Source organism: Amycolatopsis keratiniphila (genome assembly GCF_000400635.2).
Taxonomy (GTDB): domain Bacteria; phylum Actinomycetota; class Actinomycetes; order Mycobacteriales; family Pseudonocardiaceae; genus Amycolatopsis; species Amycolatopsis keratiniphila.
In genome coordinates this window covers 5,804,779-5,830,927 of the sequence record NC_021252.1, presented here as the reverse complement: position 1 = coordinate 5,830,927, position 26,149 = coordinate 5,804,779, and the positions used below count along the sequence as shown (strand labels likewise).

Sequence of the window (26,149 nt, the reverse complement as noted above, 5' to 3'; positions counted from 1 at the left end):
GTGGGCTTCGCAATCAATCGGACACTCACCGTGTGGGTTTGCGCGGCCATGACCGGATTTCGCCGGCCCACGGACCATCGGATGTCCGTTCATGTGGTTTTCGCTCACCGGACGGGTGACGGGCGAGTGGGCAAACCCGGGCGTGCGCAGGGGCAAAGTGTCGGCCGGTGCTGGTGGCGGGCATGCGCGGCTGTGCATGCTGTGCCGGTGAGCCAGGATCAGGAGCTGTTCGCCGGTGATGTCCTGCTCGGTCTCGCCCAGAACGGCAGGCTGGTCCTCGACGCCGACGAGGCGGAAGCCCGCGTCGCCGAACTTCGCCGGACGCTGGCCTACGGCTACGCCCTCCTCGCCGACCCGGACTACACCGGCCCCGAGGGCAGGCTCCGCGAGCTTCTGGACGAGCTCCCCAAGTACGTCGAGGCGTTTCAGCAGGCCACGAAGTTCTTCACGCCTCGTTGAGGTCTCGCGGAGACTTCGTGAAGAGCTCTTTCGCAGACTGTGTCCCATCCATCCGACTGGGGCCGCGGACAAGCGGAGGGGACGAAGTGGACACGGAAACCCGACAGATCACCGTGGCGGTGCACGCGCCCGACCCGATCACGACGGCGGGGCTGGCCAGCCAGCTGGGCACGCAGCAGGGGATCGACATCCGGGACTGGGATCGGCGCGCCGAGACCGACGTACTGGTGTTCGCAGCCGAATGCCTGACGCCGGAGATCGTGCTCTGGCTGCGGCGGCTCGCCGCCGAGGACGGCAAGCCGGTGGTGCTCGTGGTGAGCCAGATCAGCGAGGCGGAGCTCGTGCCCGCCATCGAATGCCGGGTGGTGGCGGTCCTGCCGCGGTCGGCCACGACCGGCGAACGGCTGGCGCACGCGGTCCGCGCGGCGGCCACCGGCGGCGGAGTGCTCCCGCCGAGCCTGCTCGGTGAACTGCTCAAACACGTCGAACGGCTGCAACGCGAGGTGCTCGACCCGATGGGCGTCAACACCGCCGGGCTCACCACGCGGGAGATCGACGTGCTGCGGCTGATGGCCGAGGGCAAGGACACCGTCGAGATCGCCGGTGAGCTCAGCTACTCGGAACGCAGCGTGAAGCACATCATCCAGGGCATCACCGGACGGCTGAAGCTGAAGAACCGGCCGCACGCCGTGGCGTACGCGGTCCGGGCCGGGGTGATCTAGCTCCACGGCTCGCCAGGCGTTCGGCGACGACGGCCAGTTCGAACGGTTGGTCGCGTTCACGGGCCAGCCAGAGGCACTCGTCGGCGGACTCCTTGCCGAGGCAGGCCCGGACCAGATGCCGATGCAACAACACCCGTCCGGTCGGCATCGCGGCGGCGAGAGCCTCCAGCGCGTCGAGGGCCTGCTTCGCCGACGCCCGGTCGTTCCTCCGTAACGCGAGGTCGGCGAGGTCGGCCCAGGCGATGTCCGTGCCGACGACCAGCCCGCGGGTGGCCGCGTGGAGGAGCCGGGTGGCGCGGTCGGTTTCGCCCTCCGCGAGGTCGACGCGGGCTTCGGCGATGTCGAGCAGGTGCGCCAGCGCCGGTGCCGTGGCGCGGGCGGCGGTCAGCAGTTCCCGCGCTTCGGTGGACCGTCCCTCTGACAGCAGGACCGACACGGTCGACAGGTGCATCGCGGAGGCCCCGATGTCGTAGCCGGGCCCAGCACCGTCGGTCAGGCTCCGGTGCGCGAAGTCGATCGCCGGACCGGGCCGGCCGCGCATGGCCGCGAGCAGCGAACGTTCGCTGTCCCGCAGGCGGGATTCGGGGAAGGCCTCGTCGGCGAGCAGCTTTTCCGCGCGTGCTCGTTCGCCCAGCACCAGCAACGCGGCGACGTACGAAGCGATCTGATCGTCCAGGCATCGCGGTACCGCCCTCGACGGCCACCGCTCGCGCTGGGTCAGATTCGCGCCGAACCGCGCGGAACGGCCGTCCCAGAGCTCGGCCAGTCCGCCGAAGAGCTCGCCCAGCCAGGAATCGTTCTCCGCCAACAGTTCGGCGGCTGCCTTCCACCGGTCCCGCAGGCACAGCGCGATCGCACGCGAGACCATCGAGTCGGCTTCCACGCGTGCCATCCTGAGCGGCCAGGACGGTGGCGGCGTGCCGAGTGGCCGGGGTCGGCCCGTATGGACGCGGGGTCCGCCCGAAAGCCGTCAGACCGCCAGCGGGCCGAAGACGAGCGTGCCCGGTGCCTCCGCGTCGTCACCGGCCCAGAACTCCAGCCACAGCGCGGCGAACTCGTCCCGCGACAGCATCCCGTCGCCGTCGGAGTCCAACAGCGGGAAGGTGGCGTCGGTGTCGGTCGGGCACCCGTTCCACACCTCGATCAACTGGTGGTACTCCGCCGCGGAGATCAGGCCGTCGCGGTTCTCGTCGACCGCTTCGAACATCGCGTCGGCCGTGGCGGTCACGGCCTCGGGCGTGTCCGGGAGCTTGTCGACCACCATCAGCACTTCGTCGAGGGTGACCTTGTTGTCGCGGTTCAGATCCGAGGCCGCCAGCAACGTCGTCCACCAGCTCAGCATGATGCCGGTCAGGCGCCGTTCGTCACCCGGCCCGCGCCGCCGCGCCCAGCGGTCGGCCAGGGCCTGGAAATCTTGCTCCTCAAGGAAACCGTCGCCGTCGACGTCCATCGCGGCGAAGACCCCCGACACCTTGCGCCGCTGCAAGTCGCTTGCCATGCGCCGAACGATAGAACCGGAAGCAGTAGCGGAACAGCGGCCATTCAGGGCCCCGGGCCGCCACGATCGGGGGACGTCTCGGAGAACGCGGAGCGAGGACCGCCGTATTCTGACCGGGGAACGGCCTATCCACCAGGAGGTGGAGCATGACAGCCGGAATCGAGCGGGCGGCACACGCCTACTGCCCCGCCTGCAACCCGGACCCCGCTCTTGGAGAGCCGGTCACCGCGCTCTGCGGAGCCACTCATCCCTACTGGGGCCGGCGGGAACGGCCGGTCAACAACTGCCCGGTCTGCGAAGCCGTCGCCGCCAGGACGGAGTACCCCTGCGGTCACACGGGCGGCGAGCGATGACTGTGACGAACGCGCCGTTTTCGGGGCCGTGAGCCGGGTATTCGGAGGCGACGGACAACGAAGGAGGCTCCGATGAACGACAAGGCCGAGAACAAGATCGACGAGCTCAAGGGTAAGGCCAAGGAAGCCGCCGGGAACGCCACGGACAACGAGCAGTGGCAGGCGGAAGGCAAGGCCGAGCAGGGCAAGGCCAATGTCAAGCAGGCGGGCGAGAAGGTCAAGGACGCGGTGAAGGGCGTCCGGGACTGACCTCGTGACCGGCGGGGCCCGCCTGCCGAGGCGGGCCCCGGTACGGTCCGGGGCATGGAGTTCCGGGATTTCGACGGCATCAAGGTGCGGCGGCCTTCGGTCGAGCGCGAAGACCTCGGAAGCGAAATCGCCGTGTTCCGCGGCGATTTCGACTTCGACTCGGTCCACCTCGACGGCGGTGAGCAGGACGGCGCCCGCGGTGGCGGCGAGATCGCGCACTCCCTTGTCTCGGACGTGAGTTTGGCGAACGCCCGCCTCGACCGGTTGACGCTCTCCAACGTGGTTTTCGAAGGCGTCGACCTGTCCAACGCGGCGATCCGCGAACTGTCGGCCCGGCGGGTCGAAATCCTGCGCTGCCGGGCGATCGGGCTCGGGGTGGCGATCACTTCCGCCACCGATCTGTACGTCGAGAACGCGCGCTTCGACTACGCCTCAGTGACCGTCGAGCGGGTTAAGGGTTCGGTCGTGTTCTCTGGATGCTCGTTCCGGGAGACGGTGTTCTCCGGCGATCTGTCGCGGCTCACCTTCGTGGACTGCGATTTCACCGAAACCGAGTTCGCGGCGACCGCCGCGGTGGGCTGCGATCTCCGCGGCTCGCGCCTGTCCGGGGTCCGCGGTCTGCTGACCCTGCGCGGCGCGAAGATCACCGGCGAACAGGCCGTCTCGGTCGCGGGGATCCTCGCGACCGAGAGCGGCTTGTCGGTTCAGCCCTCGGGGTAGAAGACGAACAGCGTGCACCCGATCGCCGACGCGGGCACGTGCCATGAACCGGCCGGGGCGTGCAGGAAGGTCCCCGTCGGATAGTCGCGCGCGCCGTCGTTGAAGGTGCCGGAGACGACGAAGACCTCTTCGGGGCCGGGTTCGTGGACGTCGCGGTGCGGCCACGAACTCCCGGGATCCATTTCCAGCAGGTTCGCCTGCGCGCCGTCCGTGCCTGTCCACAATGGACGAAGGCGGATTCCGGGGAAGAGCTCGCGCGCGGGGGATTCCTTGACGGAGACGGAAGTGTAGCCCTCTTGGGCGAGGATCTCTGAGTGCATGTCCCCATGCTGCCTCGGCCGTCGGGCCGCGGACAGTGTCAGGGAAGACACCATGGGGTACTTTCTTGCCATGCATCGCGTGAGGGCACTGGTGCGGCCGGTGCAGTCGACGTTCGAGCTCGGGATCGCCGCCGAGGTCTTCGGCACGGAGCGGGCAGGGGTGCCGAAGTACTACGAGTTCGACGTCTGCACGGAGAAACCCGGCCCGGTGCCGACCACGGCCGGGTACGCGATGTCCGTGACGCGGGGCCTTTCCTCGTTGGCGGACGCCGACACCGTGCTCATCCCCGGCTGGTCGCCGGTCGAGGCACCGCTGTCGGCCCCCGTGCGCCGGGCGCTCCTGCGCGCGCACGCCAGGGGAGCGCGGCTCGTCACGATCTGTTCCGGTGTCTTCGCCCTGGCCCGCACCGGGCTGCTCGACGGCAGGTCGGCGACCACGCATTGGGCGCGCGCCGCCCAGCTGCGGGAGGAGTTCCCGCTGATCCAGGTGGAGCCGGACGTGCTCTATGTGGACCACGGAGACGTCGCCACGAGCGCCGGGGCGGGCGCCGGGATCGACCTCTGCCTGCACCTCGTCCGGCGCGACCACGGCGCCGCGCACGCCGCCCTCGTCGCCCGGCACATGGTGATGCCGCCGCATCGCGACGGCGGGCAGGCGCAGTTCGTCCCGGCCCCGCCGCCCGGCGACGAGCTGGACGGTCTCCTCGAATGGGCGGGCACGCGCCTCGGGACGCCGTTGTCGGTGGCCGATCTGGCCGCGCACCTCAACGTCTCGCCGCGCACGCTGGCCCGGCGTTTCGCCGATCAGCTCGGCACCACGCCGGGCGCGTGGCTGCTGACGCGCCGGGTGACCGAGGCGCGCACCCTGCTGGAGGAGACCGGCCTGCCGGTGGAGGTGATCGCGTCCCGCGTCGGGCTGACATCGGCTGTGAACCTCAGGCGCCGCTTCCGAGACCAGGTCGGCACGACGCCGGGCGCGTACCGGCGCGCGTTCCGTGACCCGGTTTCGCCTTGAGCGGAACGGCGCACGCGGGCCCCGGCCCGATGTCACGATGACCGTATGGCGGACATCCTTCCTTTCCAGCAGAAGCGCCCCGAACCGGAACCGCTGTGGCGTGACGTGCTGGGCCGGAGCCTGCGCGCCGCGCGGGAGGAACAGGGCGGCCGCCTCGTCGACGTCGCGGAACGCGCGGGGATCTCGCCGCAGTACCTCTCGGAGATCGAGCGCGGCCGCAAGGAGCCGTCGAGCGAGATGATCGCCGCGGTCACCGGTGCGCTCGGGCTCGACCTGGCGGAGCTGCTCTTCGGGATCGCGGGCACGATCAGCCGGGGCGGCAGCACGGGCCTCGCGGTCGGCCGCCGTCCGCGAGGGCCCGTGCTCATGGCCGCCTGAGCGGTCGAGCCCGAGTGTCGTCCACCCAATCACGCGTGTCGTCCGTCTGATCACACGCGCCGTCCGCCCAGTCACGAGATGAAGAGAGCTTTACCCGCATCGCATGCGGTGAAAGTCCCCTTCAGCCACCTCCGGGACCAGACTTCGCACTAGGCACGTTCGTCGAGGACGCGGTCCGCCAGCCCGTAGGCGACGGCGCCCGCCGCGTCGAACACGCGGTCCCGGTCGGTGTCGTGCCGCAGATCCGAGACGGCGCGGCCGGTGTGGGCGGAAAGGATCTCCTCCAGCTGCGTCCGCACCCGCACGACCTCGTCGGCCTGCAGGATGAGGTCCGGGATCGTGCCGCGCCCCTGCGCCGCGGGCTGGTGCAGCACCACCCGCGTGTGCGGCAGCACGAACCGGTGCCCCGCCTCGCCCGCGGCCAGCAGGATCGCGCCCGCCGCGACGGCCTGGCCGACACAGGTCGTCGCCACCGGCGCCTTGATGAAGCGCATGGTGTCGTACAGCGCGAGCATCGCCGACGGATCACCGCCCTCGGTGTTGATGTAGAGGTTGATCTCCTGCTCGGGGTTGTCCGCCTCCAGGTACAGCAGCTGCGTGATCAGGGCGTTCGCCACCCCGGAGTCGATCGCGGTCCCGAGGTAGATGATCCGCTCCGACAGTAGATGCGAGTAGACGTCCATGATCCGCTCGCCGGCGGGACTGCGGGAGATGACGTTGGGGATGGTGTAGGTGCTCATTTGCCCGCACCCCTTTCCGTGCCGAGGCCGAGTTTGTGGGTGCGGACGGGGACGACCTGGTCGAGGCTTTCGACGATGTGGTCGATGAAGCCGTATTCGCGGGCCTGTTCGGTGGTGAACCAGCGATCGTGCAGCGAATCGGCGAAGATCCGGTCGATGGGCTGCCCGGTGTCCTCGGCGATGAGCCCGAGCACCGTGTCGCGCGTGTAGCGCAGGTCGTCCGCCTGCACCTCCACCTCGACGGCCGAGCCGCCGATGCCCGCCGAACCCTGGTGCATCAGGATCCGCGCGTGCGGCAGGGCGAACCGCTTGCCCGGGGTGCCCGCGGAGAGCAGGAACTGCCCGGCACTGCACGCCAAGCCCAGCGCGAGGGTGGCGACGTCACACGGCACAAGCCGCATCACGTCCCGGATCGCCAGCATCGACGGGACGGAACCGCCCGGCGAGTGGATCCACAACGCGATGTCCTTGCGCGGATCCTCGCTCGCCAGCGACAGCAGCTGGGTGGTGAGGACCGTTCCGTTGTCGTCGTCGAGCGGGCCGTCGAGGACCAGCACACGCTGGCTGAAGAACCGTTCCCGTTGCCGTTGGTCGAAGAGTGGCTGCTTCTCGTTGTCGCTCATGCCCCGACCATGCCGCCGGGGCCCGGCCGCCCGCCGGTTTCTCTGCTGTGAGCGGATCAGCCCACAGCAGGGCGTTTCGCCGGCACGAACCACACGGTGATGGTCAAGAGCATGGCGAAGACGATGGCGAGGAGGTCGAGGGTGAGCCCCGGTTGCAGGGCGAGGCCGAGGTAGTCCGCTTCACCCAGCGCCTTCAGCAGAAGCAGGCTGAGCAGCGTCAGCCCGCCGCCGACGGTGATCATGACCTGCCCACGGCGGACGTTGGTGAGCAGGAGCCCGCCGCCGGCCACCGAAAACACCCCCGACAGGACGAGGGCGACATGACAGAGCAGCAGTGGCACCCAATGCCAGTGCATCAGGTACACGTAGTGGACCAGCATCGCGTCCGCCAGCACGAAGAAACCGAAGAGCATGCTCGCCACCCCGGTCAGTACCGCGAAGACCGACGGCGGTTTCGGGCCGGGACGCGTCGGCGGGATCGGCGCGGGCGTTTCGATCCCGCTCGCGGCCTGGGCCAGCAACGGGAGCGCTTGGCCCGGCAGCATGCGCGCGTGCGGCGCTTTCGCCAGCAGCCCGCGGAGCACGTCCGCGAGCGGGCGGGGCGTCCGGTCGATGGCGGGCTGCTCGTTGACGACGGCGTACAGCGTGGCCGCGACGTTCGCCCGCTGGAAGAAGTTCCCGCCCTCGGTCGCGCTGAGCAGTGTCACGCCGAGCGACCAGAGGTCGGAATGGGGCGTGCCTTCGTGTCCCGCGATCGTTTCGGGGGCGAGGAACGCCGGTGTGCCGGCCGGGTCGAGGGCCTTGGCGATCCCGAAGCCGATCAGCTTCACGGCGCCGTCGGGACCCACCAGGATGTTCGCGGGCCGCACGTCCCCGTGCACGACGCCCGCCGTATGCGCGGCGGTGAGCGCGCCGAGGACCTTCCCGCCGAGGTCGGCCACGAACCGCGGCGGCAGCGGCCCCGCGGACGCCAGGTCCTTCAGGGTCCGTCCCTCCACCGGATCCATCACGACGAACGCGCTTCCGTCCGCGATCACGACATCCCGGACGGAAACCACCGACGGGTGATCCACCGCGACGCGGGCTTCCTCCTGGAGCCGCTCCACGCGGGCGGGCTCGTGCGTGGGAAGCGGCAATTGCTTGATCGCGACCTGGGGCCCGTCCGGCCCGTCCTCGCCGCGCCACAGCACGGCCGTCCCGTCGCCGCCCAGCTTCTCGAGCAGGGTGTAGCGCTCGGCGATCGTGCTCGAAACTGCCGTCACAGTAGGGCTCCTCGAATCCTGAAGGGTCTCCGAGGCACGTTAACCAGGGCTCATGACAAAACGATGAAATGGCCGTTCATCCATATAGGACCGGCGCGGCTGGATATATTCACAGCCATGCTGACCTTGGCGGCGCTGGTCGAGGACCCGGCCCTGGAACTGCGGGTGGTCGTCCCCGGCCGCGACGGAGCACTGGCCGGGCAGGTGTTGTGGGTGCACAACACCGAGCTCCCCGATCCGGGGCCGTACGTGCGCGAGCACGAGGTCGTGCTGACCAACGGCCTGTGGCTCGACCGGGTCGATCCGGCGGATTTCGTCGCGAGGGTGGTCGGCGCCGGAGCGGCGGGGATCATCTTCGGCCTGCGCGTGGAACAACGCGACACCCCGCCCGCGCTCGCCGACGCCTGCCGGGAAGCCGGGTTGCCGCTGCTGGAGATCTCGGTGGCGGTGCCGTTCACGGCGGTCACCCGCGCGGCCGCGGCGATCCAGGCCACCGACCGGCAGAACGCGCTGATGTCGTTGGTGCGCCGAGGCGACGAGCTGACTTCGGCGCTGTCGAGGGGCGCGGGCGCGTCCGGGGTACTCGCGGTCCTCCGCCGGGAACACGAACTCCCGCTGGCGGTCGTGGACCGGATGGGCCGGGAACTGGCGTCCGCCGGCGCCGAACTGGACGCCGGGCAGACGCGCGCCGCGGCGGAGGCACTGGCCGGGCATCCACCGCCGCTGGAGGCGGATCTCGGCGCGGGGACGCGGGCGGCGTTGTTCCCCGTCGGCGCGATCGGCGATGCGGACGCCGCGCTGTTGTGCCTGCGTCCTGCGGCGGAGCTGACCCGCGGAGAGCGGGACGCGCTGGAGCAGACCGCGCGCTACCTCAGCCTGGAGGTGGCCCGGCACCAGGCGGTGCAGGCGATCGAGATGCGGTTCGCCGTCGAACTGCTGGACATGGTGCTCTCCGGCGCACAGCGAGCCGCGGAGGTGCCCGGCAGGTTACGTGCCTTCGGGGTCGACCCGGACGGGCCGCTGGCGGTGATCGCGCTGGCGTTCGCCGGTGAGGAAGCCGCGACCCCGCCGGGAATGGCCGAGGCCGTCACGGACTTCCTCTTGGCGGACGGGCTGCCCGCGGTCGTGGCGGCGGGCAGCCAGGACGTCGTCGCGGTGCTGCCGTTCCGTTCGGGCAGGCAGTCGCCCGCCGTCTTCGCGCCGCGGCTGGCGGCGTCGGTTTCGCACCGGCTCTCCGGTGGGCGCGTGGTCGTCGGACTCGCCGACCCGGTGCCGGGTGCGGCCGAACTGCGGACGCCGTTGTCGCGCAGCCGCGAAGCCTGCCGCGTGCTCCGTGGCAGGCGCGGCGGGCCGATCGCCGCGAGTTTCGCCGAGCTGGGCAGCTACCGGCTCCTGCTGGAGTCGCACGACGAACAGTGGCGGCACACCTTCGCCGACGCCCTGCTCGGTCCGTTGCGCGAGCACGATCGCCTCCGCGACGGCGAACTGGAGACCACCTTGCGGGCGTTCCTCGACCACGACGGCCACTGGGCGGCCACCGCCGCGGCCCTGTTCGTGCACGTCAACACCTTGCGCAACCGGCTGGCCAAGGTCACCGAGCTGACCGGCCGCGACGTCGGGCGGACCGCGGACCGGGTCGACCTGTTCCTGGCGCTCGAAGCGGCTCAGTCCGGATAGACCGCGGGGTCGACTTCGAGGCGCCGCAACGGTTCCACGGGCAAGGCGGGGTCGGCCAGCGCCGCGGCCGCCACGTCGCGGCAGCGCGCGAACCGGACGTCGCCGAGCCCGAGTCCGAATTCGATGAGCGCGCGCACCGCCTCCAGCCGCCCCGGCCTGCCCGAAAGGAACGGATGCAGGCACAGGTTGAACAGGCACCGATAGCGGCGCATCGCGTCCAGCTCGGCGCGCCACATCTCGAGCACCTTCGTCGGTGAGGTGATCACCGAGCCGATGTGCGGCGAGGGAAGAAACGCGTACTGCTCCCAGTCGTCGAGCGACCAGTGCACCGGCAACTCGGCGATCCGGCCCGCCCCGGTGTCGATCAGGTACGGCCGGTCGTCGGCCATCAGCGACGAGTCGTAGGTCAGCCCGTGTCCGGCCACCAGCGCCGGAGTGTCCCAAGTGGACTCCCAGCCCGCCGCGCGATGGCCGCTGATCTCGATGCCCTGTGCGGCGAAGACCGCCATGCCCCGTTCGAAATCGGCCCGCTGCTCGGCCGCGGTCATCGCGGTCGGCGGCCGGTGGCTGTAGGAGTGGTGGGCCACCTCGTGCCCCCGCTCCACGATCGCGACGGCGAGGCCGGGCCGCTGTTCGGCGACCCAGCCCGGCACGAAGAACGTCGCGGGCACGGCCAGTTCGTCGAGCAGATCGAGGACGCGCGGCACCCCGACCCTGGGCCCGTACGCCTGATGGGACATGGTCGACAGGTGGTCCGCGTAACCCCGTCCTCGGGCGAGGATCGGGGATTCCGCGTCGACATCGAAGGTCAGGGTCGCGACCGCGGCCGCGCCGCCGTGCCAGCTTGCTTCCGTCACGCCTGCCGACTCTCCCGCCAACGGCGCGCGTTCGCCACCGTGACCGTCGGGGAGACCATCGCGCGGTCGAACTCGGCCAGCGGTTCCGCCGCCGCGACACGGGCGGGCAGATCGGGGTTCGCCAGCGCGCCGTGCCCGATCGACAGCAGGTCCGCGTGCCCGCCGGTGAGGACCTCGTGGGCCTGCGCGAGGTCGTGCATCCCGCCGTTGGCGATCACCGGCAGCCCGGTGACCTCCCGGGCGAGCGCGGTGATCGTGCCGCCGTCGGCCAGCTTCGCCGTCTCCAGCCAGTTCCGGCCCTCGCTGGCGATGTGGAGATACCGCGCGCCCGCCTCGGCGACCGCGGCGAAGATCACCTCGGCGTCGGCGCGGCCGCCAGGCCAGCGATAGGTGAAGTCGTTGACCTTGGTCTGCGACAACCGCACGCCGGTCACCAGCTCCGGCACCGCCTCGGCGACGGCGGTCACGACCCGGGCGGTCAGCCGGATCCGGTTCGCGACCGGTCCGCCGTGGGAATCGGTGCGGTGATTGGTGTAGTCGGTCAGGAACTGGTCGAGCAGATACCCGTTGGCCGCGTGCACCTCGACGCCGTCGAAGCCGGCCTGACGGGCGCGCACGGCCGCGGCCGCGAAACCGTCGATGATGTCGTCGATCTCGGCGGTGGTCAGTTCGCGGGGGACCGGCCACGGCCCGGAACCGCCGTACGCGCGCATTTTCTCCCCGCGCGGCTGGACGGCCGACGGGCCGACGGTGTTCGGGTTGCCCTGCGCGATGGCCCCGGCGTGCATGAGCTGCGCGATCATCCGGCCGCCCGCCGCGCGGACTCCGGCGGTGACCACCCGCCAGCCCGCGACGTGCTCGTCCCGCGCGAGGCCGGGCTGGTTGAGGTAGCCCTGGCTGGCCGCGCTGTCGGGGTAGGTGCCCTCGCTGAACACCAGCCCGAAGCCGCCGCGGGCGAATTCGGCGTAGTAGTCGGCCATTTCGCCGGTCGGGGTGCCGTCCGGCCGCGCGGAGACGCGGGACATCGGGGCGACGGCGTAACGGTTGCGCAGCGCGAGACCGCCGAGGGTGATCGGGGCGAGCGCGGGGTGTTCGACGGTGGTCGTCATGACCTGGTTCCTCCATTGTGGACGGTTTCGATGGCGAGCGGGGAGAGTCCGGCGTCGCTGATCCGGACGAGGTCTTGCGGGCAGGCGGAGACCACGACGACGCAGTCCATCTCGGCCCGCAGGGTCACCGCGTCGCCGGGGCGCGAGTTCGCGGTGAGCCAGTTCAGGCGTCCGCCTTCGCCGACCGGGATGCGCATGAAGACGTTGATCGGCTGCGGGGTCGGACCGGTGAAGCTCAGGCCCTCCGCTGCCAGCGCCTCTAGCAGATTCGCGGCGCAGGACCGGTGGTCCGGTACACCCAGCGCCTTGTAACGGGCCGGGTCACACGCCGGGATGAGCATGTCGTGCTCGCCGGGTGAGGTGTCTTCGACCAGCGTGAGGATCGGGCGGCGCAGGTTGGTCAGGAAGGCCTCGCCGACCGCGGGGAACAGCCTGTCGACGCCGGCGCGGGTGTGCGCGGCGCTGTGGTGCTCGGTCAGTTCGGCCCCTCCGCTGTCGCGGAAGGCGAACACGTCCCCGACCTGGCCGCCGTCGACGTCGATCACGCGGATCAGGTCGCCTGCGGCCACGCGGACGGCCTTGGCGGTGCCTGGTGGCACTTCCGTTCTGCTCATGGCCCCAGCAAACAGGGCCGGGTCGAGGTCTCGCCATGGAGAAACCTCCATGATCAAGCACCCCAGATAGACAAACATCCAAGTGCCTATGGTTACTCGTCGAACCCTGGAGGTAGTGAAGGCCTCCTTTCCTACCCTGAAGGTAGGGAAGGAGGCCTTCACGGACCGGGCGATCGCGGCGGCCGCGGTCGAACGCAGGTACGGAGGTCGCGCGTATGGCAATCATCTAGTCCGTGAAGGCCTCCTAGAGGGACTCTGGGTCCCTCAAGGAGGCCTTCATTTACTTCTGCCGGCCCCAATGTGACATCACCCTCCTGCCAAGCCTGCCGAAAGTAGTTTCGACTTTGACCATTTTCGCAGGACCGGGTTAGTGTTCGCCGATGGAAGACGTGGACGCTGTGGACGCGGCCGGGCTGGACTTCTGGTCGTTCGTGGCGCTGGCGAACCGGCGGCTCGCCCAGGAGTACGGCTTCCGTCACCAGCTGGCGACCGAGGTGCTGCTGACCCTCAACCGCGCCTCCGACCTGGTGACCTACGACCTCGAAGCCGCGGTGCACCGGCCGCGCGGGCGGTCCTGGTCGGCGTTCCGGCTGCTGTTCGTGGTCTGGCTCGCCGGACCACTCGAACCGACCAGTGCCGCCCGGCTGACCGGGATGAGCCGGGCCGCGGTGTCGAACCTGGTCAAGACGCTGGTCGCGGAGGGCATGCTCGACCGGGCCCCGGACGAGCGCGACGGTCGTTCGGTGCGGTTGTCGCTCACCGAGGTGGGGCAAGAGGAGATGGTGTCGGTCTTCCGCGAGCACAACGAGCGCGAATTCGGCTGGACGAACGCGTTGACCGAGACCGAACAGCGCATCCTCGTGATGCTGCTGGGCAAGCTGATCACCAGCCGCGCCGAGTTCGGCACCCGGAGCCGCAAGTAGGCCTTCCCGTCGCCCGGAAGACCGGACTACGCTGCCCGATGGATAGTCAAAGTGTGAACTAAATCGGCGAGGAGGAGACCATGGTGGACGGCGGACGGATTCCCGCGCTCTTCGCCGGGCTGTGCGACGACGCCGCGGTGTTCCCGCCCGGTCTGGCCCCGCTGCCGGACGCCGTCGCGGCGCACGACGAGCACGTCTCCGCCTGGTACGCCGGCCTCGTCGGCCCCTTGGTCATCGCCGCGACCGCGCTCGGCGACCTCGCCGAGGTGCTGGACGGCCGGGAGACCCCGCTGCCGGTCTCGGTGACCCTGCCCGGCGGACCCGCACAGCTCGACGGCGTGCTCGACGCGGTCGCCAAACTCCCGGTGAAGCTCGAAGCGCTCGAGATCGCCGTCCCGGACGGGATGGGTGCGGACGAGGTGCTCGCCGCGCTTTCCCGTGCCACCGCGCCGGTCTTCGTCGAGATCCCGCGTGACGAGCGGCGAATCCCGCTGCTGAAGGCCCTTGCTGGCACCGGTCACCGGGCGAAGTTCCGCACCGGCGGCGTCCGCGCCGACCTGTACCCCGACGAAGCCGAACTCGCCGCCGCGGTCCGTGCGGCCTGCGACACGGGTGTGCCGTTCAAGGCCACCGCGGGGCTGCATCACGCCCTCCGCAACACCGATCCGGAGACCGGCTTCGAACAGCACGGTTTCCTCAACCTGATGCTCGCCACAGACGCCGTCCTCACCGGCGGAGACGCCGAAGCCGTTCTCTCCGAACGAGACGGCGCCGTCATCGCCGAGCGCCTCCGCGCACTGGACGCGGATCGTGTCGACGCGGTCCGCGCGGGCTTCACGTCGTTCGGCACCTGCAGCATCACCGACCCCCTGACCGAACTGGCCGGACTCGGCCTGCTCGAGGCGCCCCGAGGAGAGGCATGACCACGATCGACATCCCCGCAGGCTCCCTGTTCGGGATCGACAACCTGCCGTACGGCGTGTTCTCCGTCGACGGTGATTCCCCGCGCGTCGGCGTGCGCGTCGGCGACTCCGTCGTCGACCTGGCTGCGGCGCTCGGCGACGACGTGTTCGCCGCGCCGACGCTGAACCCGTTCATGGCGCAGGGATACGACCGCTGGGTGGCGGTCCGCGAGCGGATCCGCGACCTGCTCTCCGGCGAACTCCCCGACGGCGCGGTCCATCCTGTCGGACGGGTGACACTGCACCTGCCGATCGAGGTCGCCGATTACGTCGACTTCTACGCCTCCGAGCACCACGCCTCGAACGTCGGCAGGCTGTTCCGCCCCGACGCGGAACCGTTGCTGCCCAACTGGAAACACCTCCCGGTCGGTTACCACGGCCGCTCCGGCACGGTCCTGGTCTCCGGTACGGACATCGTGCGCCCGAGCGGTCAGCGCAAGGCCCCGGCCGACACGGCGCCGGTGTTCGGCCCGAGCGTCCGGCTCGACATCGAAGCGGAGATGGGGTTCGTCGTCGGCACCGGGACGCCGCTGAACAGCCCGATCACGCCGGACGACTTCCCCCGCCACGTCTTCGGCGCGGTCCTGCTCAACGACTGGTCGGCCCGCGACATCCAGGCGTGGGAGTACGTGCCGCTGGGCCCGCACCTCGGCAAGAGCTTCGCGACCTCGATCTCCCCGTGGGTGGTGCCGATCCTGGCGCTGGAAGCCGCGCGGATCCCGCTGCCCGGGCAGACCGATCCGGAGCCGCTGCCGTACCTGCGGGAGAGCGACCCGTGGGGGCTCGACATCGACCTCGTCATCGAATGGAACGGCGAGGAGGTCAGCCGCCCGCCGTTCCGCGAGATGTACTGGTCACCCGCGCAGATGCTCGCGCATCTGACGGTCAACGGCGCTTCGTCGCGCACGGGTGACCTGTACGGCTCCGGGACGATCTCCGGACCGGAGAAGCGTCAGCGCGGTGCGTTCCTCGAATTGTCCTGGGGCGGTAAGGAACCGCTCACGGTCAAGGGGGAGGAGCGCACCTTCCTGCAGGACGGCGACGAGGTCGTGATCACCGGCACCGCGCCCGGCGCGAACGGCTCGCGGATCGGGTTCGGCGAGGTGCGGGGACGCGTGCTGCCCGCACGGTGACTCAGCTACCGGCGATCCCGTTCGGCGGCGGCGCGTCGTTCGCCGCCGAATCGTTCGCCTCGATGGGGGCGTCACCGAGGTCTGTCACCAGTACCGGGGTCAGATCCTTGCCGACGCCTCCCTTGAGCTCGACCACCGACATCCCGGAAATGCCCAGGTGGTTCTCACCGGTGTAACGGAACGGCGCCAGGCCCGGTCCCGCGAAGGTCTTCCCGGACTGCTGGAGCACTTCGACGATCCGTTCCCGCGTCAGGTCCTTTCCGGCCGCCTGCAACGCCTGGACGAACGTGTACGCCTGCGCCATCCCGTAGATGCGGTAGTTCGTCAGGTCGCCGCCCTTGCCGTGCGCCTTCCAGACGTTCTGCCACAGCTTCGTCCACGCGTTGTCCGGCGCGTCGACACCGGGCAGGTATTCGGTGGTGACCACGCCGTCGATGAGCGACGCGCCGTTGGTCACCTTGCCTTCGGAGAACCGCGCCAGCAGGGAGCCGACGAGCGCGGGATCGGAGCCGACGTTGCTGTAGAACCACTTCGGCTTGAACCCGATCTTCAGCGAAGCCAGCTGCGAGAGCGCGGTGTACGACGGAACGGTGAAGCCCAGCACCAGATCCACGCCCGCGGCCTTGAGTTTCGCGATCTGCGGCGCGATGTCGGTGTTGCCCGGCGAGTACTTCGCGACCTCCACGATCTGCTCGCCGAGGTAGCGCCGCGCGCCCTTCTCGCCGTCGCGGCCGAAGTCGTCGTCCTGGAGGAACAGGCCGATCTTGGCGTTCGGCAGGTTCTTGCGCACCCAGTCGCCGATGATCTTGCCCTCGATCTCGTAGTCCGGCTGCCAGCCGAAGGTGAACGGCGCCTTCTTCGGGTCGTCGCCCCAGCGCAGCGAACCCGACGACACGAACAGGTCCGGCACCTTTGAGTTGTTCAGGAAGTCGACGACGGCGCTGTGCGTCGGCGTGCCGAGGCCGCCGACCATCGCGAAGATCTCTTCCTTGAGCACCAGTTCGTTGGTGACGGCGCTGGTCGTGGTCGGGTTGTAGCCGTCGTCCTTCACCACGAACTCGATCTTGCGGCCGTGGACACCGCCGTTCGCGTTCACGTAGTCGTAGTACGCCTGATGTCCGCTGGGGATCTCGCTGTAGCCCGGCGCGGCGACGCCGGTCAGCGGGAAATGCGCCCCGATCTTGATGGTCGTGTCGGTGACGCCGACCGTCGAGCCCTTCTGGTCGCCTTCGGGTCTGCCGCCCGCACCGCAGGCGGCGGTGACCGTCACGGCCAGGAAGACGGCCACGGCCTTGGTCCAGCGTTTCATGAACTTCGCCTCCAGTGGATGAGTTTCCGCAGCCCGCCGGCGAGGCCCGCCGGTGCGAGCAGCACGATCAGGACGGTGACCAGGCCGTAGAGCAACGGCGCCAGATGCGCGGCCTGCACGTCGGACAGGCCGAGATCCGTTCCCGCGCCGGTCACCAGCGGCGGCAGGAAGGTCAGCAGCGCGGCCCCGGCGAGCGCTCCGGTGAGGCTTCCGAGACCGCCGAGCACCACCGCGGACACCAGCAGCAGCGAGAGCGTCAGCGCGAAACCGCTCGGCGCGGCCAATCGTGCGGACAGGGCCATCAGCGCTCCGGCCAGCCCCGCGCAGCCCGCGCTGACCACGAACGCCCGCACCCGGGTGCGGGCGAGGTCGATCCCGGCCAGTTCGGCGGCCACGTCCTCGTCGCGGACCGCCCGCCAGTCGCGTCCGACGCGGCCGCGCGACAGGTTCGCCAGCAGGACGAACACGGCGATCACCGCGAACCACGAAAGGTAAGCGAGGTAACGGATCGACGTGAGGTCCTGGCCGGTGACGAAGTACGCTGCGTCCGCCAGCCAGGCGGGGATCTCCGGCATCCGTACCGGCAAACCCTGCTCGCCGCCGAGCGATTCGCCGAAGAACAACGGAATCCCGGGGACGGCGACGGCGAGCGCGAGCGTCGCCCCGGCGAGATACGGTCCGTGCAGCCTGGCGGCGGCGACACCCACGAGCGCCCCGACCGCGAGGGTGATCACCATCGCCAGGAGCAGGATCACCAGGAGCGGCAAGGCATCCGACCGCAGCAGGAGCGCCGTCGAATAGGCGCCGACGGCCATCAACGCGCCGTGTCCCAAGGAGAGCTGCCCGTTGAGTCCGGTAAGGACGGTCAGGCCGCCCGCCGCGATCGCGAGATACGCCATCGTGGTGAACTGCGCGGTGAGGTACGGCCCGGAGTTCTCCAACGCGAGCACGACGACGATCAGCGCGGCGAGCGCGCCCAGCAGATGACGTCGCAGCACGTCAGACCCTCCGTTCGCGAACGCTCGTGAACAGGCCGCCGGGTTTCAGGAGCAGCACCGCCATGAGCAGCGCCAGCGCGGCGAGGGGCACCAGTTCCGCGCCGACGTAGCCGCTCACCAGGCTCAGCGACAGGCCGAGGACGACGCCGCCGACGACCGCGCCGACCGGGCTGTCCAGCCCGCCGAGCACCGCGGCGACGAAGCCGTACACCACCACACCGTCCATATAGGACGGATGGACGAGGCCGCCGCCGGCGATCAGCAGGCCCGACAGCGAACCGGCGAGCGCGGCCAGCGCCCAGCCGAGAGTGAGCATCCGCCCGACCCGCACCCCGAGCAGGCGGGCCACCTCCCGGTCGAAAGCCGCGGCGCGCATCCGCAGGCCCAGATCGGTACCGCGGAACAACACCACGAGCCCGATCAGCACCACGCCGACGGCGGCGATGGTGAACACGCCGAACCCGGTCAGCGCGATCGTCGTGCCGCCGACCTGGAAACCGGTGAGCCCGAACGGCGCCGGGAACGACCGGTACCGCGAGCCGAACACCAGCGCCGCCAGCGCGTGCAGCACGATGAACAGCCCCAGGGTCAGGATGACGGCGTTGATCTCGGGTTTCCCGGACACGAACCGGATCACGAACCGTTCCACCAGCGCGCCGAGCACCAGGCCCGAAAGCAGGGCGACGGCGAAACCCGCCCAGTACGACCAGCCCGCGTCGATCAGGACGAGCGCGACGTACGTGGTGATCATCGCCATCGGCGCCTGCGCGAAGTTCACGATCCGCGTCGCCCGCCAGATCAGCACGAGCGCCAGCGCGAACGCGGCGTAGACCGCGCCCAGCGTCAGGCCGGTGAGCGCGGTGGTGAGCAGTTGCTGCACGAAGCTCCCTTTCAGAATCCGAGGTAGGCGTGCCGGAGCGCGTCGTCCGCGACGAGCGCGGCCGCGTCCCGCCGGACGACGACCCGCCCGAGGTTGAGCACGACACCGTGATCGGCGATGGACAGCGCGCTGCGGGCGTTCTGCTCGACCAGCACGACGGCCAGGCCTTCTTCGTGGACGAGACCGCGCAGCAGGCCGAAGATCCGCGCCACGATTCTGGGCGCGAGACCCAACGACGGTTCGTCGAGCAGCAATACCTTCGGCCGGGAGAGCAGCGCGCGGCCGATGACCAGCATCTGGCGCTCGCCGCCGGAAAGGACGTGCGCGAGACCGTTCTTGCGCTCGGCGAGCACGGGGAAGAGGTCGTAGATCCGGCGCAGGTCGGCCGTCTTCACCCGGCCGCGCGCCCCGAGCGCGCCGAGCCGCAGGTTCTCCTCGACGGTCAGTTCGGCCAGTACGCCGCGGCCTTCGGGAACATGCGCGAGGCCCAGCGCCGGGAGGTCCTCTGTGGACACTCGGCTCAACTCCCTGCCGCCGAGACGGATATGGCCGCCCGCGGGCCGGACGAGGCCGGAGATGGTGCGCAGCAACGTGGTCTTGCCCGCGCCGTTCGCGCCGAGCACCGCGGTGATCTCGCCCTCGGCGGCCGAAAGGCTCACCGAATCGAGCGCGCGCACCGGGCCGTAGCTCGCCGAGAGCCGTTCAACGGTCAGCACCGGCCACCTCCTCGCCGAGGTAGGCCGCCTGCACCGCCGGATCGGCGCGGATCTCGTCCGGGGTGCCGCGGGCGATGACCCTGCCGAAGTCCAGCACCACGATCTCGTCGCAGACCCCCATCACCAGATCCATGTGGTGCTCGACGAGCATCACCGACATGCGTTCGGTCAGGCCGCGGACCAGCACGCCGATCTCGTCGATCTCGGCCGACGACAGGCCGCCGGCCGGTTCGTCGAGCAGCAGCAGGTCGGGTTCGCTCACGAGCGCTCGCGCCAAAGCGACCCTTTTCCTTGTCGGGTAAGGAAGACTGGTGGGGTAGCGATGGGCGACGTCGGCGATGCCGAAGTCCTCCAGCTGCTTCATCGCCCGCTCGGTCAGGGCTTTCTCGTCCTTCGTCAACCCCAGCAACGAAGACCAGAAGCCGGATTTCGCGTGCCTGCCCGCGCCCACGAGGACGTTCTCCAGCACGGTCATCCGGTCGAACAGGCCGAGTTCCTGCAGACCGCGCGCGATGCCGAGGCCGGCGAGATGATGCGGGCGCAGCCGCCGCAGTTCCGTGCCGCGCCAGGACAGCGTGCCGGTGTCCGGGCGGACGAAACCGCACGCGACGTTGAACAGCGTGGTCTTGCCCGCCCCGTTCGGGCCGATCACCCCGAGCACCCGGCCCGGTGCGACGGTGAGGGAGACGTCCGACAACGCGACGAGACCACCGAAGGTCACCGATACGCCGGACATCTCGAAGGTCGACAGGGTCACGCAAGAACTCCCAACGGCGGAAGGGGGCCCCGGCGCGGGCGCGCCGGGGCCGAGGACACTCAGGCGTGCGGACACGTGTCCCGGTAGTCGCTGATCGCGCGGTCGTCCGGGGCGGGGCAGAGGAACTGCTCGTAGCGGGTGTCGTTGTCCACGAACCGTTTCAGCCACGAGATCGTGTACTTGGCCATGGTCGTGTTCGCCGTGTTGGGGAAGAAGTGGCTCGCGTTGTCCAGCTCCATGTACGCCTTCTCCGCGGTGGCGGGAATGCTGGTGTAGAACGGGATCGAGTGCGACGCCACCGGCGCGACGGAGTCGGACTCGCCGCCGATGATGAACGTCGGCACCCTCAGCGAGGACCACGACTTCTGCGTGTTCCATGGCGCGAGCGGCACCGCGGCCTGCAGTGACGGCCGGTCCTGTGCGGCTTCGAGCGAACCGCCGCCGCCCATCGAGTGCCCGGCCACGGCGAGCCGGGAGGTGTCGATGCGGGAGCGGACGGTGCTGCGCTGGGTCAGGTAGTCGAGTGCGGCGAGCAACTGGTCGCCGCGGCTGTCGGGCTGGTCGTAGATGGTGTTGGTGTCGATCGTGAACACGACGAACCCCTGCGACGCCAGCCGCGGGCCGATCCACGCGATACTCGACTGTGTCGCGGTGAACCCCGGCGAGATGGCGACCGCGCCGAACGTGCCCTGCGCGGTGCTGGTGGGGTAGTAGATGGTTCCGCCGCCGAAGCCGGTGACGGCCAGGCTCGACACGGAGGTCTGCGACACCGCGAAGGAGCCGCGAGAGGCTTCGATGCTACTTTCAGTCGGGTCCGGTCCTCGTTCGTAGGGGTTCTCGGCGGCGTAGGCCGTGGGGGCGACAGTGAGTGCCGCGACGGTGGCCAGTCCACAAAGGATCCGGGTCGTACTACGCATGGTGCCGTCTCCGTTCGCCGTTGAACACAGTCCGTGGTGATGGACTCTGACAAACGGACGGAGGCGCCTGCATCGGTGAAATCGCCGGTCTTGCTCCGCGGTCGCCCTCGCCGGCCCGGGCGCCCGTACGATCGGCGATCGTGAATCCCTCAGCCGAGGACATAGTCCGGGCGGCGGCCCGGTGGATCGATCGCGGCGTCCGCGTCGACACCTCCGCCTTCGCCCAGGATCTGGGCATCTCGCGCAGCACCCTGTTCCGTCGCGTCGGAAACCGGGAAGACCTGCTCGGTGATGCCCTCTACTACCTGTCCGAGCGCACCCTGACGGCCGCCGCGCGCACCTGGGAGCGCGAAGAGGGCGACGTGGTGCGCAACGCGGCCGGCGAACTGCGCTGTCTCGCGATCATGCGGGAGTACCGGTCGGTGCTCGCGGCGAGCGCGGGGTTCCGCCGCTTCCTCGACGACGAGCCGGTGCTGGCGATCAGGCTGCTCACCGATCCGCACGGCCGGGTCCAGCCGAGGGTGATCGCCGCGCACGTCGAGCTCCTGCGCCGCGACGTCGACGCGGGTGGCTTCGAGCCCAGCGTCGGGCTGGACAGCCTCTGCTACGCCATCGTGCGGCTGGGGGAGGCGTTCCTGTATTCGGACGTCCTCGCCTCCCGGACCCCCGATCTCGACGCGGCGTCGACGCTGCTGGGAGCGCTCGTGGAGGGACGGGTGCCGAGCAAGACCTTGTGAAACACTTGCGCCTGGTGTTTCATCGAGAGGGATCTCGAGGAGGCGCGGATGCCTGTGTACCCGTTGCGGGGCAGGGACGACCTCTTCGGTGGGCTGCGCTCGGCCGCCGGGCGCGCGGTGCTCATCCGCGGCACGGAGGGCCTGGGCAAGTCGGCTCTGCTCGCCGAGCTGCGTGCCACCCTCGGCGTTCGGCTCGTCGGAGTACGGGGTCTGCGGGCGGAAAGCACGCTGCCGTACGGCGCCCTGCAGCGGATGTTCGGCGCGTCGGTCTCCAGCGGGGCGGAAGCGCGGGACCGGCTCGGCGCCGTGTCGGCTCCGACGATCTGCTGGGTCGACGACGCGCACTGGATCGACCCGGAGTCCTTGGCCGCGCTGGGTTTCGCCGCCCGGCGCCTGGCGGGCGCGCCGGTCGGGATGGTGCTCGCGTCGCGATCCGGGTCGGACGAGTTCGACTCCGTCGAGCTGCCACCGTTGAATGAGTCCGCCGCCGATCAGGTGCTGCGCGACCGCGGTGTGCCCGCCGGTGTCCGCCCGCAATTGGTCGAGCTGGGCGACGGGAATCCCGCCGACCTGGTCGCGCTGGCGGCCTCGCTGACGCCCGCGCAGGCGGCCGGACGGGAGCCGGTTTCGCCGATCCTGCGGGACCGCCTGTCTCGGTACACGGCCGAGCTCGACGCGATGCCGCTCGACGAGCGTCTGCGGTTTCTCAGCACCTGCATGGACTTTTCCGCGCGGAAGGCGACTTGGTACGCGGCGGCGTCACCGGCCGACCGGCGGGCGGCGCACGCGCGGCTGGCCTCCGTCGAGGAGGGACCGGACGCGCTCTGGCATCGCGCGATGGCGACGTCCGCGCCGTCCGAGCCACTCGCGGACGCGCTCGCCGCGGCACCCGCGGCGGATCACGCGGCCGCGGCGCGGCATCTCGAACGCGCCGCCGCGCTGACCGCCGATCCGGGCGCGCGGGCGGCCCGGCTGGTGGCGGCGGCGGACGCGGCCTGGCAGGCGGGCAGACCGGGATGGGCGCGGTTGCTGCTGTCGAGAGCCGACGCCGAACCGGGTGCGGTCGCGTTGCTGCACGGCGAGATCGAGCTGCGCGACGGTGATCCCGCCGTCGCCACCCACGAACTCGGCACGGCGGCGCGGCTGCTGCCCGATCCGGCCGCCGCGCTCCTGCTCGCGGGCGAGGCACGGAGGCTCGGCGGCGACCTGGGTGGCTACCGGGCCCTCGCGCGGACGGTCCCGGCCGGAGAAGGCCTGGCCTTCGCGCATTTCCGCGGCCTGACTTCGGTTTACGCCGGACGGCACGACGCCGCGGTCGCCCCGCTGGAGGAAGCCGTCGCCAAGGGGATGGCCGACACCGACGTCGCCGGAGCCGTTTGGGCCGCCGAAGCGGCCTTCGCCCGCGGGCACGCCGAACAGGCGCACGAGTACGCGGCGGCCGCGGTGAGCCGCGCGCGGCTCGGCAAACGGCACGCGGAACTGCCGTGGGCGCTGGTCTACCTTTCGCTTTCGGCCATCGCGCTCGACCGGATCCCCTGTGCGCGGGCGGCGTCGCGCGACGGCCTGCACGCGCCGCACAACCTGCGGATGGAACATCTGACGCTGCTGGGGCTGGCCGCCGCGCTCCTCGGCGACCGGGCGCCGGAACTGGACGAAGCGGCCGAGGGCATCGCCGAACGTGGCCTCGGCAGGCCCGCCGCCGTCGCCGCGTGGGCGTATGCCTGCCTGGACCTGGCCGAGGACCGGCCCGACGACGCGCTGAGCAGACTCGAAGATCTCGCTTCGGGCGTCTCCGGCGACCAGCCGGTGATCCGCGTGCTGGCCACTCCGCAACTCGTCGAGGCGGCCGTCAGCACCGGGCAGCCCGAACGCGCCCGTGCCGCGCTGGAGGTGTTCGACCGCTGGACCTTGGCCGGGGCGGAACCCTGCTGGCTCGCGCTGAGCCACCGGTGTCACGCGCTGATGACGTCGGATCCCGGCGTGGCGGAACGGCGTTTCCGGCTGGCCGTCGAGGCACACCGGCGGGCGGGCGGCGCGGTGGAACTCGCCAGGACCAGGTTCGCGTACGCCACCTTGCTGCGGCGCCATCGCCGGACCCGCGACGCCCGCGACCAGTTCCGCGATGCCTTGCGCGGCTTCGAAAACGTCGGCGCGACCCGGTTCGCCGAACGGGCCCGGGCCGGGCTGCGGGCGGCGGGCGAGACCGTCGACGCGCCGCACCGCTCGCTCGCCGGCCTCACCCCGCAACAGGACGCCATCACCCGGCTGGTGGCGGCGGGGGAGACGAACAAGGAGATCGCGCGGCGGCTGGTGATCAGCCACCGGACGGTGGACCACCACCTGCGGAACATCTTCACGGCATTGGGGGTGCGGTCCCGCGTGGAACTCGCGCGCCGTGTCGCCGCCGGCGAGTGATGCTGCCCGTGACTCACGTGATTGAAGGCGCGACTCACGTGATTGAAGGCGTAACACGCGAGTTTCGCCTTCAATCACGCGAATCACGTCCCTGATCACGCGAGTCGCACTTCCGCTCACGCCGCACCCTGGGTACCCAGTCCGTGAAGGCCTCCTTGAGAGACCCAGGAGGGGTAACTCAAAGGCGGCTTGGTGTCCACAGTGGTCACTTTCCGGGCAGCATGCGCCTGCTTTATACCTGTAAGTCCGGTTTCGCGGGGAGTCGTGAGTGGTAAAGAGGGTTAGAACGACCATCGCCACTCACGACCCCCGGGTGAAACTGCGCAAAGTGCCCGAATCGGACTCTTTGATCTCAACTGAGCGTCCTTTTTGGACAGTCTGAGGGAGGCGCACCCCACTCACGAGCTCACGTCACGGGCAGGCGAGTACCGGCGCCTGCGGACGCCCGCCGCCGTGCAGGTCGCTCAGCGGAACCCTGGCCAGGCCCAGGATCGCCTGCGCGGTCGCGCGCGGGGCGGTCGAAGGGTTCAGGCCGGTGGCGTCGTAGGCGATCGCGCCGCGGTCCGGCTCGGCGCCGGCGCAGCCGGTCTGCAGTGAGCGCAGGAATTCCCGCGCCTTGCTCGCGGCGGCGGGACGGTGCCTGGCCAGCGCTTCCGCGGCGAGGCCGGTGCTGTTGGCGTTGGGCGCGTTCGTGCCGACGCCGAAGCCGCCGTTCGCGTGCTGCTTCGTGACCAGCCACGAGATGCCCTCGCGGGCGTTCACCGGGTCACCGGTGGCGCGCAAGGCCTGCACGGCCGTCGCGGTCGCGTCGACGTCGCTCGTGCACGTCGCTTCGCCGAAGTTCAGCGGGAAACCGCCGTCCGCGCACTGGGTGCCCGCGAGGAACGTAACGGCCGGAGCCGGGGCGCCGCCGGGCGTGCGGTCCAGCGCCAGCAGGGCGAGCGACTGCGAGAGGGCGTTGGAGTAGTCGCCGTATTCGGAGCGGTCGGAGAACCGGCCGGACGGCGTGAGCAGTGAGAGCAGGCCCGCCTTCAGGTCGACGCCGCCGAACGACGCCGGATCCTTGCCCCGGATCTGCGCGGCGAGCATCAGTTTGGCGTGCGCGCCCGCGTAGGACTCGGTGCCGCCGCCGACGTAGGCGGTGGTGATCTCCGGTTTCGCGAGCCAGGCGATCGCCTTGCCGGCGTTCGTGTCCGACACCCCGGCCGCGGCGAACGCGAAGATCGCGTCGATCGTCAGGCCCTGGTCCGGGAACTTCTGGCCGCCGAAGTCGGCCTCGAACCGTTCACCGTCGGTCATCTGCCTGGCGAGCCAGCCCGCGGCGGCATCGGCCTTGTTGTGGGTGGCCGCGGCCGCCGCCGGGGCGGTGACCAGCCCGATGCCGCACAGCAGGGCGACAGCGAAAACCAAACGTCTCATGAGAACCCTTTCCCGCATTTCCACGACAGGAGTCGGTGACATAGCGCGACATGGGTGACCGGGCTCGCCTGGAAGGCATACCGTTGCGGGACAGCGCCGGACTCTCACCGGACTTCCCCCACGACCGCGCGAGAAGACTCTCACCCCGGTCGAGTACGGGATACCGCCGGGTGCCGATGTGATCCTGGCAACCGACCTGGTCAGCGGTACCTGCCGGAGGTGAACGGGTGTTAACCTCGGCTGGCTCGACAACAGAACATCGCCGCCCGTGACGGGGAAGCCGGTCGAAATCCGGCGCTGTCGCGCAACCGTGGGCCCTCGCAGGGCAAGCCGGGATACCGAACGGGCGGATGAACGAACCACTGTCGCGATAAACAGGGGTGACCG

Annotated in this window: 29 protein-coding genes and 2 riboswitches; of the genes, 13 read left to right on the top strand and 16 right to left on the bottom strand. The window is 70.4% G+C overall.

Features of this window, described 5'->3' with window-relative positions; all coding sequences use genetic code 11:
- Positions 1-207 precede the first annotated feature (207 nt).
- Positions 208-459, top strand: coding sequence for a hypothetical protein (locus AORI_RS67250; RefSeq protein ID WP_043848987.1), 252 nt, complete (start codon positions 208-210; stop codon positions 457-459).
- Between the two features lie 86 nt (positions 460-545).
- Positions 546-1,181, top strand: coding sequence for a helix-turn-helix transcriptional regulator (locus AORI_RS67245; protein ID WP_016335574.1), 636 nt, complete (start codon positions 546-548; stop codon positions 1,179-1,181).
- Here the strand turns inward: AORI_RS67245 and AORI_RS67240 are convergent.
- Both AORI_RS67240 and AORI_RS67235 read right to left on the bottom strand, forming a co-directional pair.
- Positions 1,111-2,064, bottom strand: a complete 954-nt coding sequence (locus tag AORI_RS67240) for a hypothetical protein (RefSeq protein WP_228688184.1) — start codon at positions 2,062-2,064, stop codon at positions 1,111-1,113. The genes AORI_RS67245 and AORI_RS67240 overlap by 71 nt on opposite strands.
- An 87-nt stretch (positions 2,065-2,151) precedes the next feature.
- Positions 2,152-2,679, bottom strand: a complete 528-nt coding sequence (locus AORI_RS67235) for an EF-hand domain-containing protein (protein ID WP_016335573.1) — start codon at positions 2,677-2,679, stop codon at positions 2,152-2,154.
- A 146-nt stretch (positions 2,680-2,825) separates the two neighbouring features.
- Here AORI_RS67235 and AORI_RS83015 point away from each other — a divergent pair, with 146 nt between their 5' ends.
- The 3 genes from AORI_RS83015 (at position 2,826) to AORI_RS67225 (ending at position 4,001) form a co-directional block, all read left to right on the top strand.
- Positions 2,826-3,032: a hypothetical protein gene (locus tag AORI_RS83015; protein ID WP_016335572.1), complete on the top strand. Its 207-nt coding sequence runs from the start codon at positions 2,826-2,828 to the stop codon at positions 3,030-3,032.
- 72 nt (positions 3,033-3,104) lie between these two features.
- Positions 3,105-3,281 (top strand): CsbD family protein, encoded by a 177-nt coding sequence (locus AORI_RS67230; RefSeq protein WP_016335571.1) that lies wholly within the window; start codon positions 3,105-3,107, stop codon positions 3,279-3,281.
- A 54-nt stretch (positions 3,282-3,335) separates the two neighbouring features.
- Complete coding sequence (locus AORI_RS67225) at positions 3,336-4,001, top strand: pentapeptide repeat-containing protein (RefSeq protein ID WP_016335570.1); 666 nt, start codon at positions 3,336-3,338, stop codon at positions 3,999-4,001.
- Here AORI_RS67225 and AORI_RS67220 read toward each other — a convergent pair.
- Complete coding sequence (locus tag AORI_RS67220; protein ID WP_016335569.1) at positions 3,986-4,321, bottom strand: cupin domain-containing protein; 336 nt, start codon at positions 4,319-4,321, stop codon at positions 3,986-3,988. The genes AORI_RS67225 and AORI_RS67220 overlap by 16 nt on opposite strands.
- Before the next feature lie 70 nt (positions 4,322-4,391).
- Here AORI_RS67220 and AORI_RS67215 point away from each other — a divergent pair, with 70 nt between their 5' ends.
- Together AORI_RS67215 and AORI_RS67210 are read left to right on the top strand one after the other, a co-directional pair.
- Entirely contained in the window at positions 4,392-5,336 is a 945-nt protein-coding gene (locus AORI_RS67215; protein WP_016335568.1) for a GlxA family transcriptional regulator, read from the top strand.
- Positions 5,337-5,381: 45 nt separating this feature from the next.
- Entirely contained in the window at positions 5,382-5,714 is a 333-nt protein-coding gene (locus tag AORI_RS67210; protein ID WP_016335567.1) for a helix-turn-helix domain-containing protein, read from the top strand.
- A 149-nt stretch (positions 5,715-5,863) separates the two neighbouring features.
- Here AORI_RS67210 and AORI_RS67205 read toward each other — a convergent pair whose 3' ends face one another.
- From AORI_RS67205 to AORI_RS67195, 3 genes are read right to left on the bottom strand one after another with little or no spacing between them, the layout of a single operon-like run.
- Positions 5,864-6,454, bottom strand: coding sequence for a ClpP family protease (locus tag AORI_RS67205; RefSeq protein ID WP_016335566.1), 591 nt, complete (start codon positions 6,452-6,454; stop codon positions 5,864-5,866).
- Complete coding sequence (locus AORI_RS67200; RefSeq protein WP_016335565.1) at positions 6,451-7,077, bottom strand: ClpP family protease; 627 nt, start codon at positions 7,075-7,077, stop codon at positions 6,451-6,453. Before AORI_RS67200 ends, AORI_RS67205 begins: the two co-directional genes overlap by 4 nt.
- Positions 7,078-7,133: 56 nt before the next feature.
- Positions 7,134-8,339 (bottom strand): serine/threonine-protein kinase, encoded by a 1,206-nt coding sequence (locus AORI_RS67195; protein WP_016335564.1) that lies wholly within the window; start codon positions 8,337-8,339, stop codon positions 7,134-7,136.
- A gap of 117 nt (positions 8,340-8,456) precedes the next feature.
- On the opposite strand from AORI_RS67195, the gene AORI_RS67190 reads away from it, so the two are divergent.
- Positions 8,457-10,016, top strand: a complete 1,560-nt coding sequence (locus AORI_RS67190; RefSeq protein ID WP_016335563.1) for a PucR family transcriptional regulator — start codon at positions 8,457-8,459, stop codon at positions 10,014-10,016.
- Here AORI_RS67190 and AORI_RS67185 read toward each other — a convergent pair.
- The 3 genes from AORI_RS67185 to AORI_RS67175 are packed head-to-tail and all read right to left on the bottom strand — an operon-like array spanning position 10,004 to position 12,596.
- Entirely contained in the window at positions 10,004-10,873 is an 870-nt protein-coding gene (locus AORI_RS67185; protein ID WP_016335562.1) for a polysaccharide deacetylase family protein, read from the bottom strand. The genes AORI_RS67190 and AORI_RS67185 overlap by 13 nt on opposite strands.
- Positions 10,870-11,982, bottom strand: coding sequence for an oxidoreductase (locus AORI_RS67180; RefSeq protein ID WP_016335561.1), 1,113 nt, complete (start codon positions 11,980-11,982; stop codon positions 10,870-10,872). Before AORI_RS67180 ends, AORI_RS67185 begins: the two co-directional genes overlap by 4 nt.
- On the bottom strand, positions 11,979-12,596 hold the full coding sequence (locus tag AORI_RS67175; RefSeq protein WP_043848233.1) for a DUF1989 domain-containing protein: 618 nt from the start codon (positions 12,594-12,596) through the stop codon (positions 11,979-11,981). Before AORI_RS67175 ends, AORI_RS67180 begins: the two co-directional genes overlap by 4 nt.
- A 380-nt stretch (positions 12,597-12,976) precedes the next feature.
- Here AORI_RS67175 and AORI_RS67170 point away from each other — a divergent pair, with 380 nt between their 5' ends.
- The 3 genes from AORI_RS67170 (at position 12,977) to fahA (ending at position 15,614) form a co-directional block, all read left to right on the top strand.
- A complete protein-coding gene (locus AORI_RS67170; protein ID WP_016335559.1) occupies positions 12,977-13,519 on the top strand; it encodes a MarR family winged helix-turn-helix transcriptional regulator in 543 nt (180 codons plus the stop codon).
- A gap of 80 nt (positions 13,520-13,599) precedes the next feature.
- On the top strand, positions 13,600-14,442 hold the full coding sequence (locus AORI_RS67165; protein WP_016335558.1) for a hypothetical protein: 843 nt from the start codon (positions 13,600-13,602) through the stop codon (positions 14,440-14,442).
- Entirely contained in the window at positions 14,439-15,614 is a 1,176-nt protein-coding gene (gene fahA / locus AORI_RS67160; protein ID WP_016335557.1) for a fumarylacetoacetase, read from the top strand. The genes AORI_RS67165 and fahA overlap by 4 nt, the downstream gene beginning before the upstream one ends.
- A gap of 1 nt (position 15,615) precedes the next feature.
- Here fahA and AORI_RS67155 read toward each other — a convergent pair whose 3' ends face one another.
- From AORI_RS67155 to bdeA, 6 genes are read right to left on the bottom strand one after another with little or no spacing between them, the layout of a single operon-like run.
- Positions 15,616-16,923, bottom strand: a complete 1,308-nt coding sequence (locus AORI_RS67155; protein ID WP_016335556.1) for an ABC transporter substrate-binding protein — start codon at positions 16,921-16,923, stop codon at positions 15,616-15,618.
- Positions 16,920-17,921: a branched-chain amino acid ABC transporter permease gene (locus AORI_RS67150; RefSeq protein ID WP_016335555.1), complete on the bottom strand. Its 1,002-nt coding sequence runs from the start codon at positions 17,919-17,921 to the stop codon at positions 16,920-16,922. Before AORI_RS67150 ends, AORI_RS67155 begins: the two co-directional genes overlap by 4 nt.
- A gap of 1 nt (position 17,922) precedes the next feature.
- Entirely contained in the window at positions 17,923-18,801 is an 879-nt protein-coding gene (locus AORI_RS67145) for a branched-chain amino acid ABC transporter permease (RefSeq protein WP_016335554.1), read from the bottom strand.
- A gap of 11 nt (positions 18,802-18,812) precedes the next feature.
- On the bottom strand, positions 18,813-19,517 hold the full coding sequence (locus AORI_RS67140; protein ID WP_016335553.1) for an ABC transporter ATP-binding protein: 705 nt from the start codon (positions 19,515-19,517) through the stop codon (positions 18,813-18,815).
- Positions 19,504-20,274: an ABC transporter ATP-binding protein gene (locus AORI_RS67135; protein ID WP_016335552.1), complete on the bottom strand. Its 771-nt coding sequence runs from the start codon at positions 20,272-20,274 to the stop codon at positions 19,504-19,506. Before AORI_RS67135 ends, AORI_RS67140 begins: the two co-directional genes overlap by 14 nt.
- Positions 20,275-20,333: 59 nt before the next feature.
- Positions 20,334-21,191: a bis(hydroxyethyl) terephthalate hydrolase gene (gene bdeA, locus AORI_RS67130; protein ID WP_016335551.1), complete on the bottom strand. Its 858-nt coding sequence runs from the start codon at positions 21,189-21,191 to the stop codon at positions 20,334-20,336.
- 140 nt (positions 21,192-21,331) lie between these two features.
- Here bdeA and AORI_RS67125 point away from each other — a divergent pair, with 140 nt between their 5' ends.
- Positions 21,332-21,928 carry a QsdR family transcriptional regulator gene (locus AORI_RS67125; protein WP_016335550.1) on the top strand — a complete coding sequence of 199 codons (597 nt, stop codon included), beginning with the start codon at positions 21,332-21,334 and terminating at the stop codon, positions 21,926-21,928.
- Positions 21,929-21,976: 48 nt separating this feature from the next.
- Positions 21,977-24,343, top strand: a complete 2,367-nt coding sequence (locus tag AORI_RS67120; RefSeq protein WP_016335549.1) for a helix-turn-helix transcriptional regulator — start codon at positions 21,977-21,979, stop codon at positions 24,341-24,343.
- A gap of 411 nt (positions 24,344-24,754) precedes the next feature.
- Here the strand turns inward: AORI_RS67120 and AORI_RS67115 are convergent, their stop codons facing one another.
- Positions 24,755-25,762: a prenyltransferase/squalene oxidase repeat-containing protein gene (locus AORI_RS67115; RefSeq protein ID WP_043848232.1), complete on the bottom strand. Its 1,008-nt coding sequence runs from the start codon at positions 25,760-25,762 to the stop codon at positions 24,755-24,757.
- 32 nt (positions 25,763-25,794) lie between these two features.
- Positions 25,795-25,943, bottom strand: a riboswitch (cobalamin riboswitch).
- 93 nt (positions 25,944-26,036) lie between these two features.
- Positions 26,037-26,102: riboswitch (cobalamin riboswitch) on the top strand.
- The last annotated feature ends 47 nt before the right edge of the window (positions 26,103-26,149 follow it).

Bases quoted from the DNA above. Each gene is read 5' to 3' on its own strand.
- AORI_RS67235 (WP_016335573.1), bottom strand. From the start codon at position 2,679: ATGGCAAGCGACTTGCAGCGGCGCAAGGTGTCGGGGGTCTTCGCCGCG.
- AORI_RS83015 (WP_016335572.1), top strand. From the start codon at position 2,826: ATGACAGCCGGAATCGAGCGGGCGGCACACGCCTACTGCCCCGCCTGC.
- AORI_RS67230 (WP_016335571.1), top strand. From the start codon at position 3,105: ATGAACGACAAGGCCGAGAACAAGATCGACGAGCTCAAGGGTAAGGCC.
- AORI_RS67225 (WP_016335570.1), top strand. From the start codon at position 3,336: ATGGAGTTCCGGGATTTCGACGGCATCAAGGTGCGGCGGCCTTCGGTC.
- AORI_RS67220 (WP_016335569.1), bottom strand. From the start codon at position 4,321: ATGCACTCAGAGATCCTCGCCCAAGAGGGCTACACTTCCGTCTCCGTC.
- AORI_RS67215 (WP_016335568.1), top strand. From the start codon at position 4,392: ATGCATCGCGTGAGGGCACTGGTGCGGCCGGTGCAGTCGACGTTCGAG.
- AORI_RS67210 (WP_016335567.1), top strand. From the start codon at position 5,382: ATGGCGGACATCCTTCCTTTCCAGCAGAAGCGCCCCGAACCGGAACCG.
- AORI_RS67205 (WP_016335566.1), bottom strand. From the start codon at position 6,454: ATGAGCACCTACACCATCCCCAACGTCATCTCCCGCAGTCCCGCCGGC.
- AORI_RS67200 (WP_016335565.1), bottom strand. From the start codon at position 7,077: ATGAGCGACAACGAGAAGCAGCCACTCTTCGACCAACGGCAACGGGAA.
- AORI_RS67190 (WP_016335563.1), top strand. From the start codon at position 8,457: ATGCTGACCTTGGCGGCGCTGGTCGAGGACCCGGCCCTGGAACTGCGG.
- AORI_RS67180 (WP_016335561.1), bottom strand. From the start codon at position 11,982: ATGACGACCACCGTCGAACACCCCGCGCTCGCCCCGATCACCCTCGGC.
- AORI_RS67175 (WP_043848233.1), bottom strand. From the start codon at position 12,596: ATGAGCAGAACGGAAGTGCCACCAGGCACCGCCAAGGCCGTCCGCGTG.
- AORI_RS67170 (WP_016335559.1), top strand. From the start codon at position 12,977: ATGGAAGACGTGGACGCTGTGGACGCGGCCGGGCTGGACTTCTGGTCG.
- AORI_RS67165 (WP_016335558.1), top strand. From the start codon at position 13,600: ATGGTGGACGGCGGACGGATTCCCGCGCTCTTCGCCGGGCTGTGCGAC.
- fahA (WP_016335557.1), top strand. From the start codon at position 14,439: ATGACCACGATCGACATCCCCGCAGGCTCCCTGTTCGGGATCGACAAC.
- AORI_RS67155 (WP_016335556.1), bottom strand. From the start codon at position 16,923: ATGAAACGCTGGACCAAGGCCGTGGCCGTCTTCCTGGCCGTGACGGTC.
- bdeA (WP_016335551.1), bottom strand. From the start codon at position 21,191: ATGCGTAGTACGACCCGGATCCTTTGTGGACTGGCCACCGTCGCGGCA.
- AORI_RS67120 (WP_016335549.1), top strand. From the start codon at position 21,977: ATGCCTGTGTACCCGTTGCGGGGCAGGGACGACCTCTTCGGTGGGCTG.
- AORI_RS67115 (WP_043848232.1), bottom strand. From the start codon at position 25,762: ATGAGACGTTTGGTTTTCGCTGTCGCCCTGCTGTGCGGCATCGGGCTG.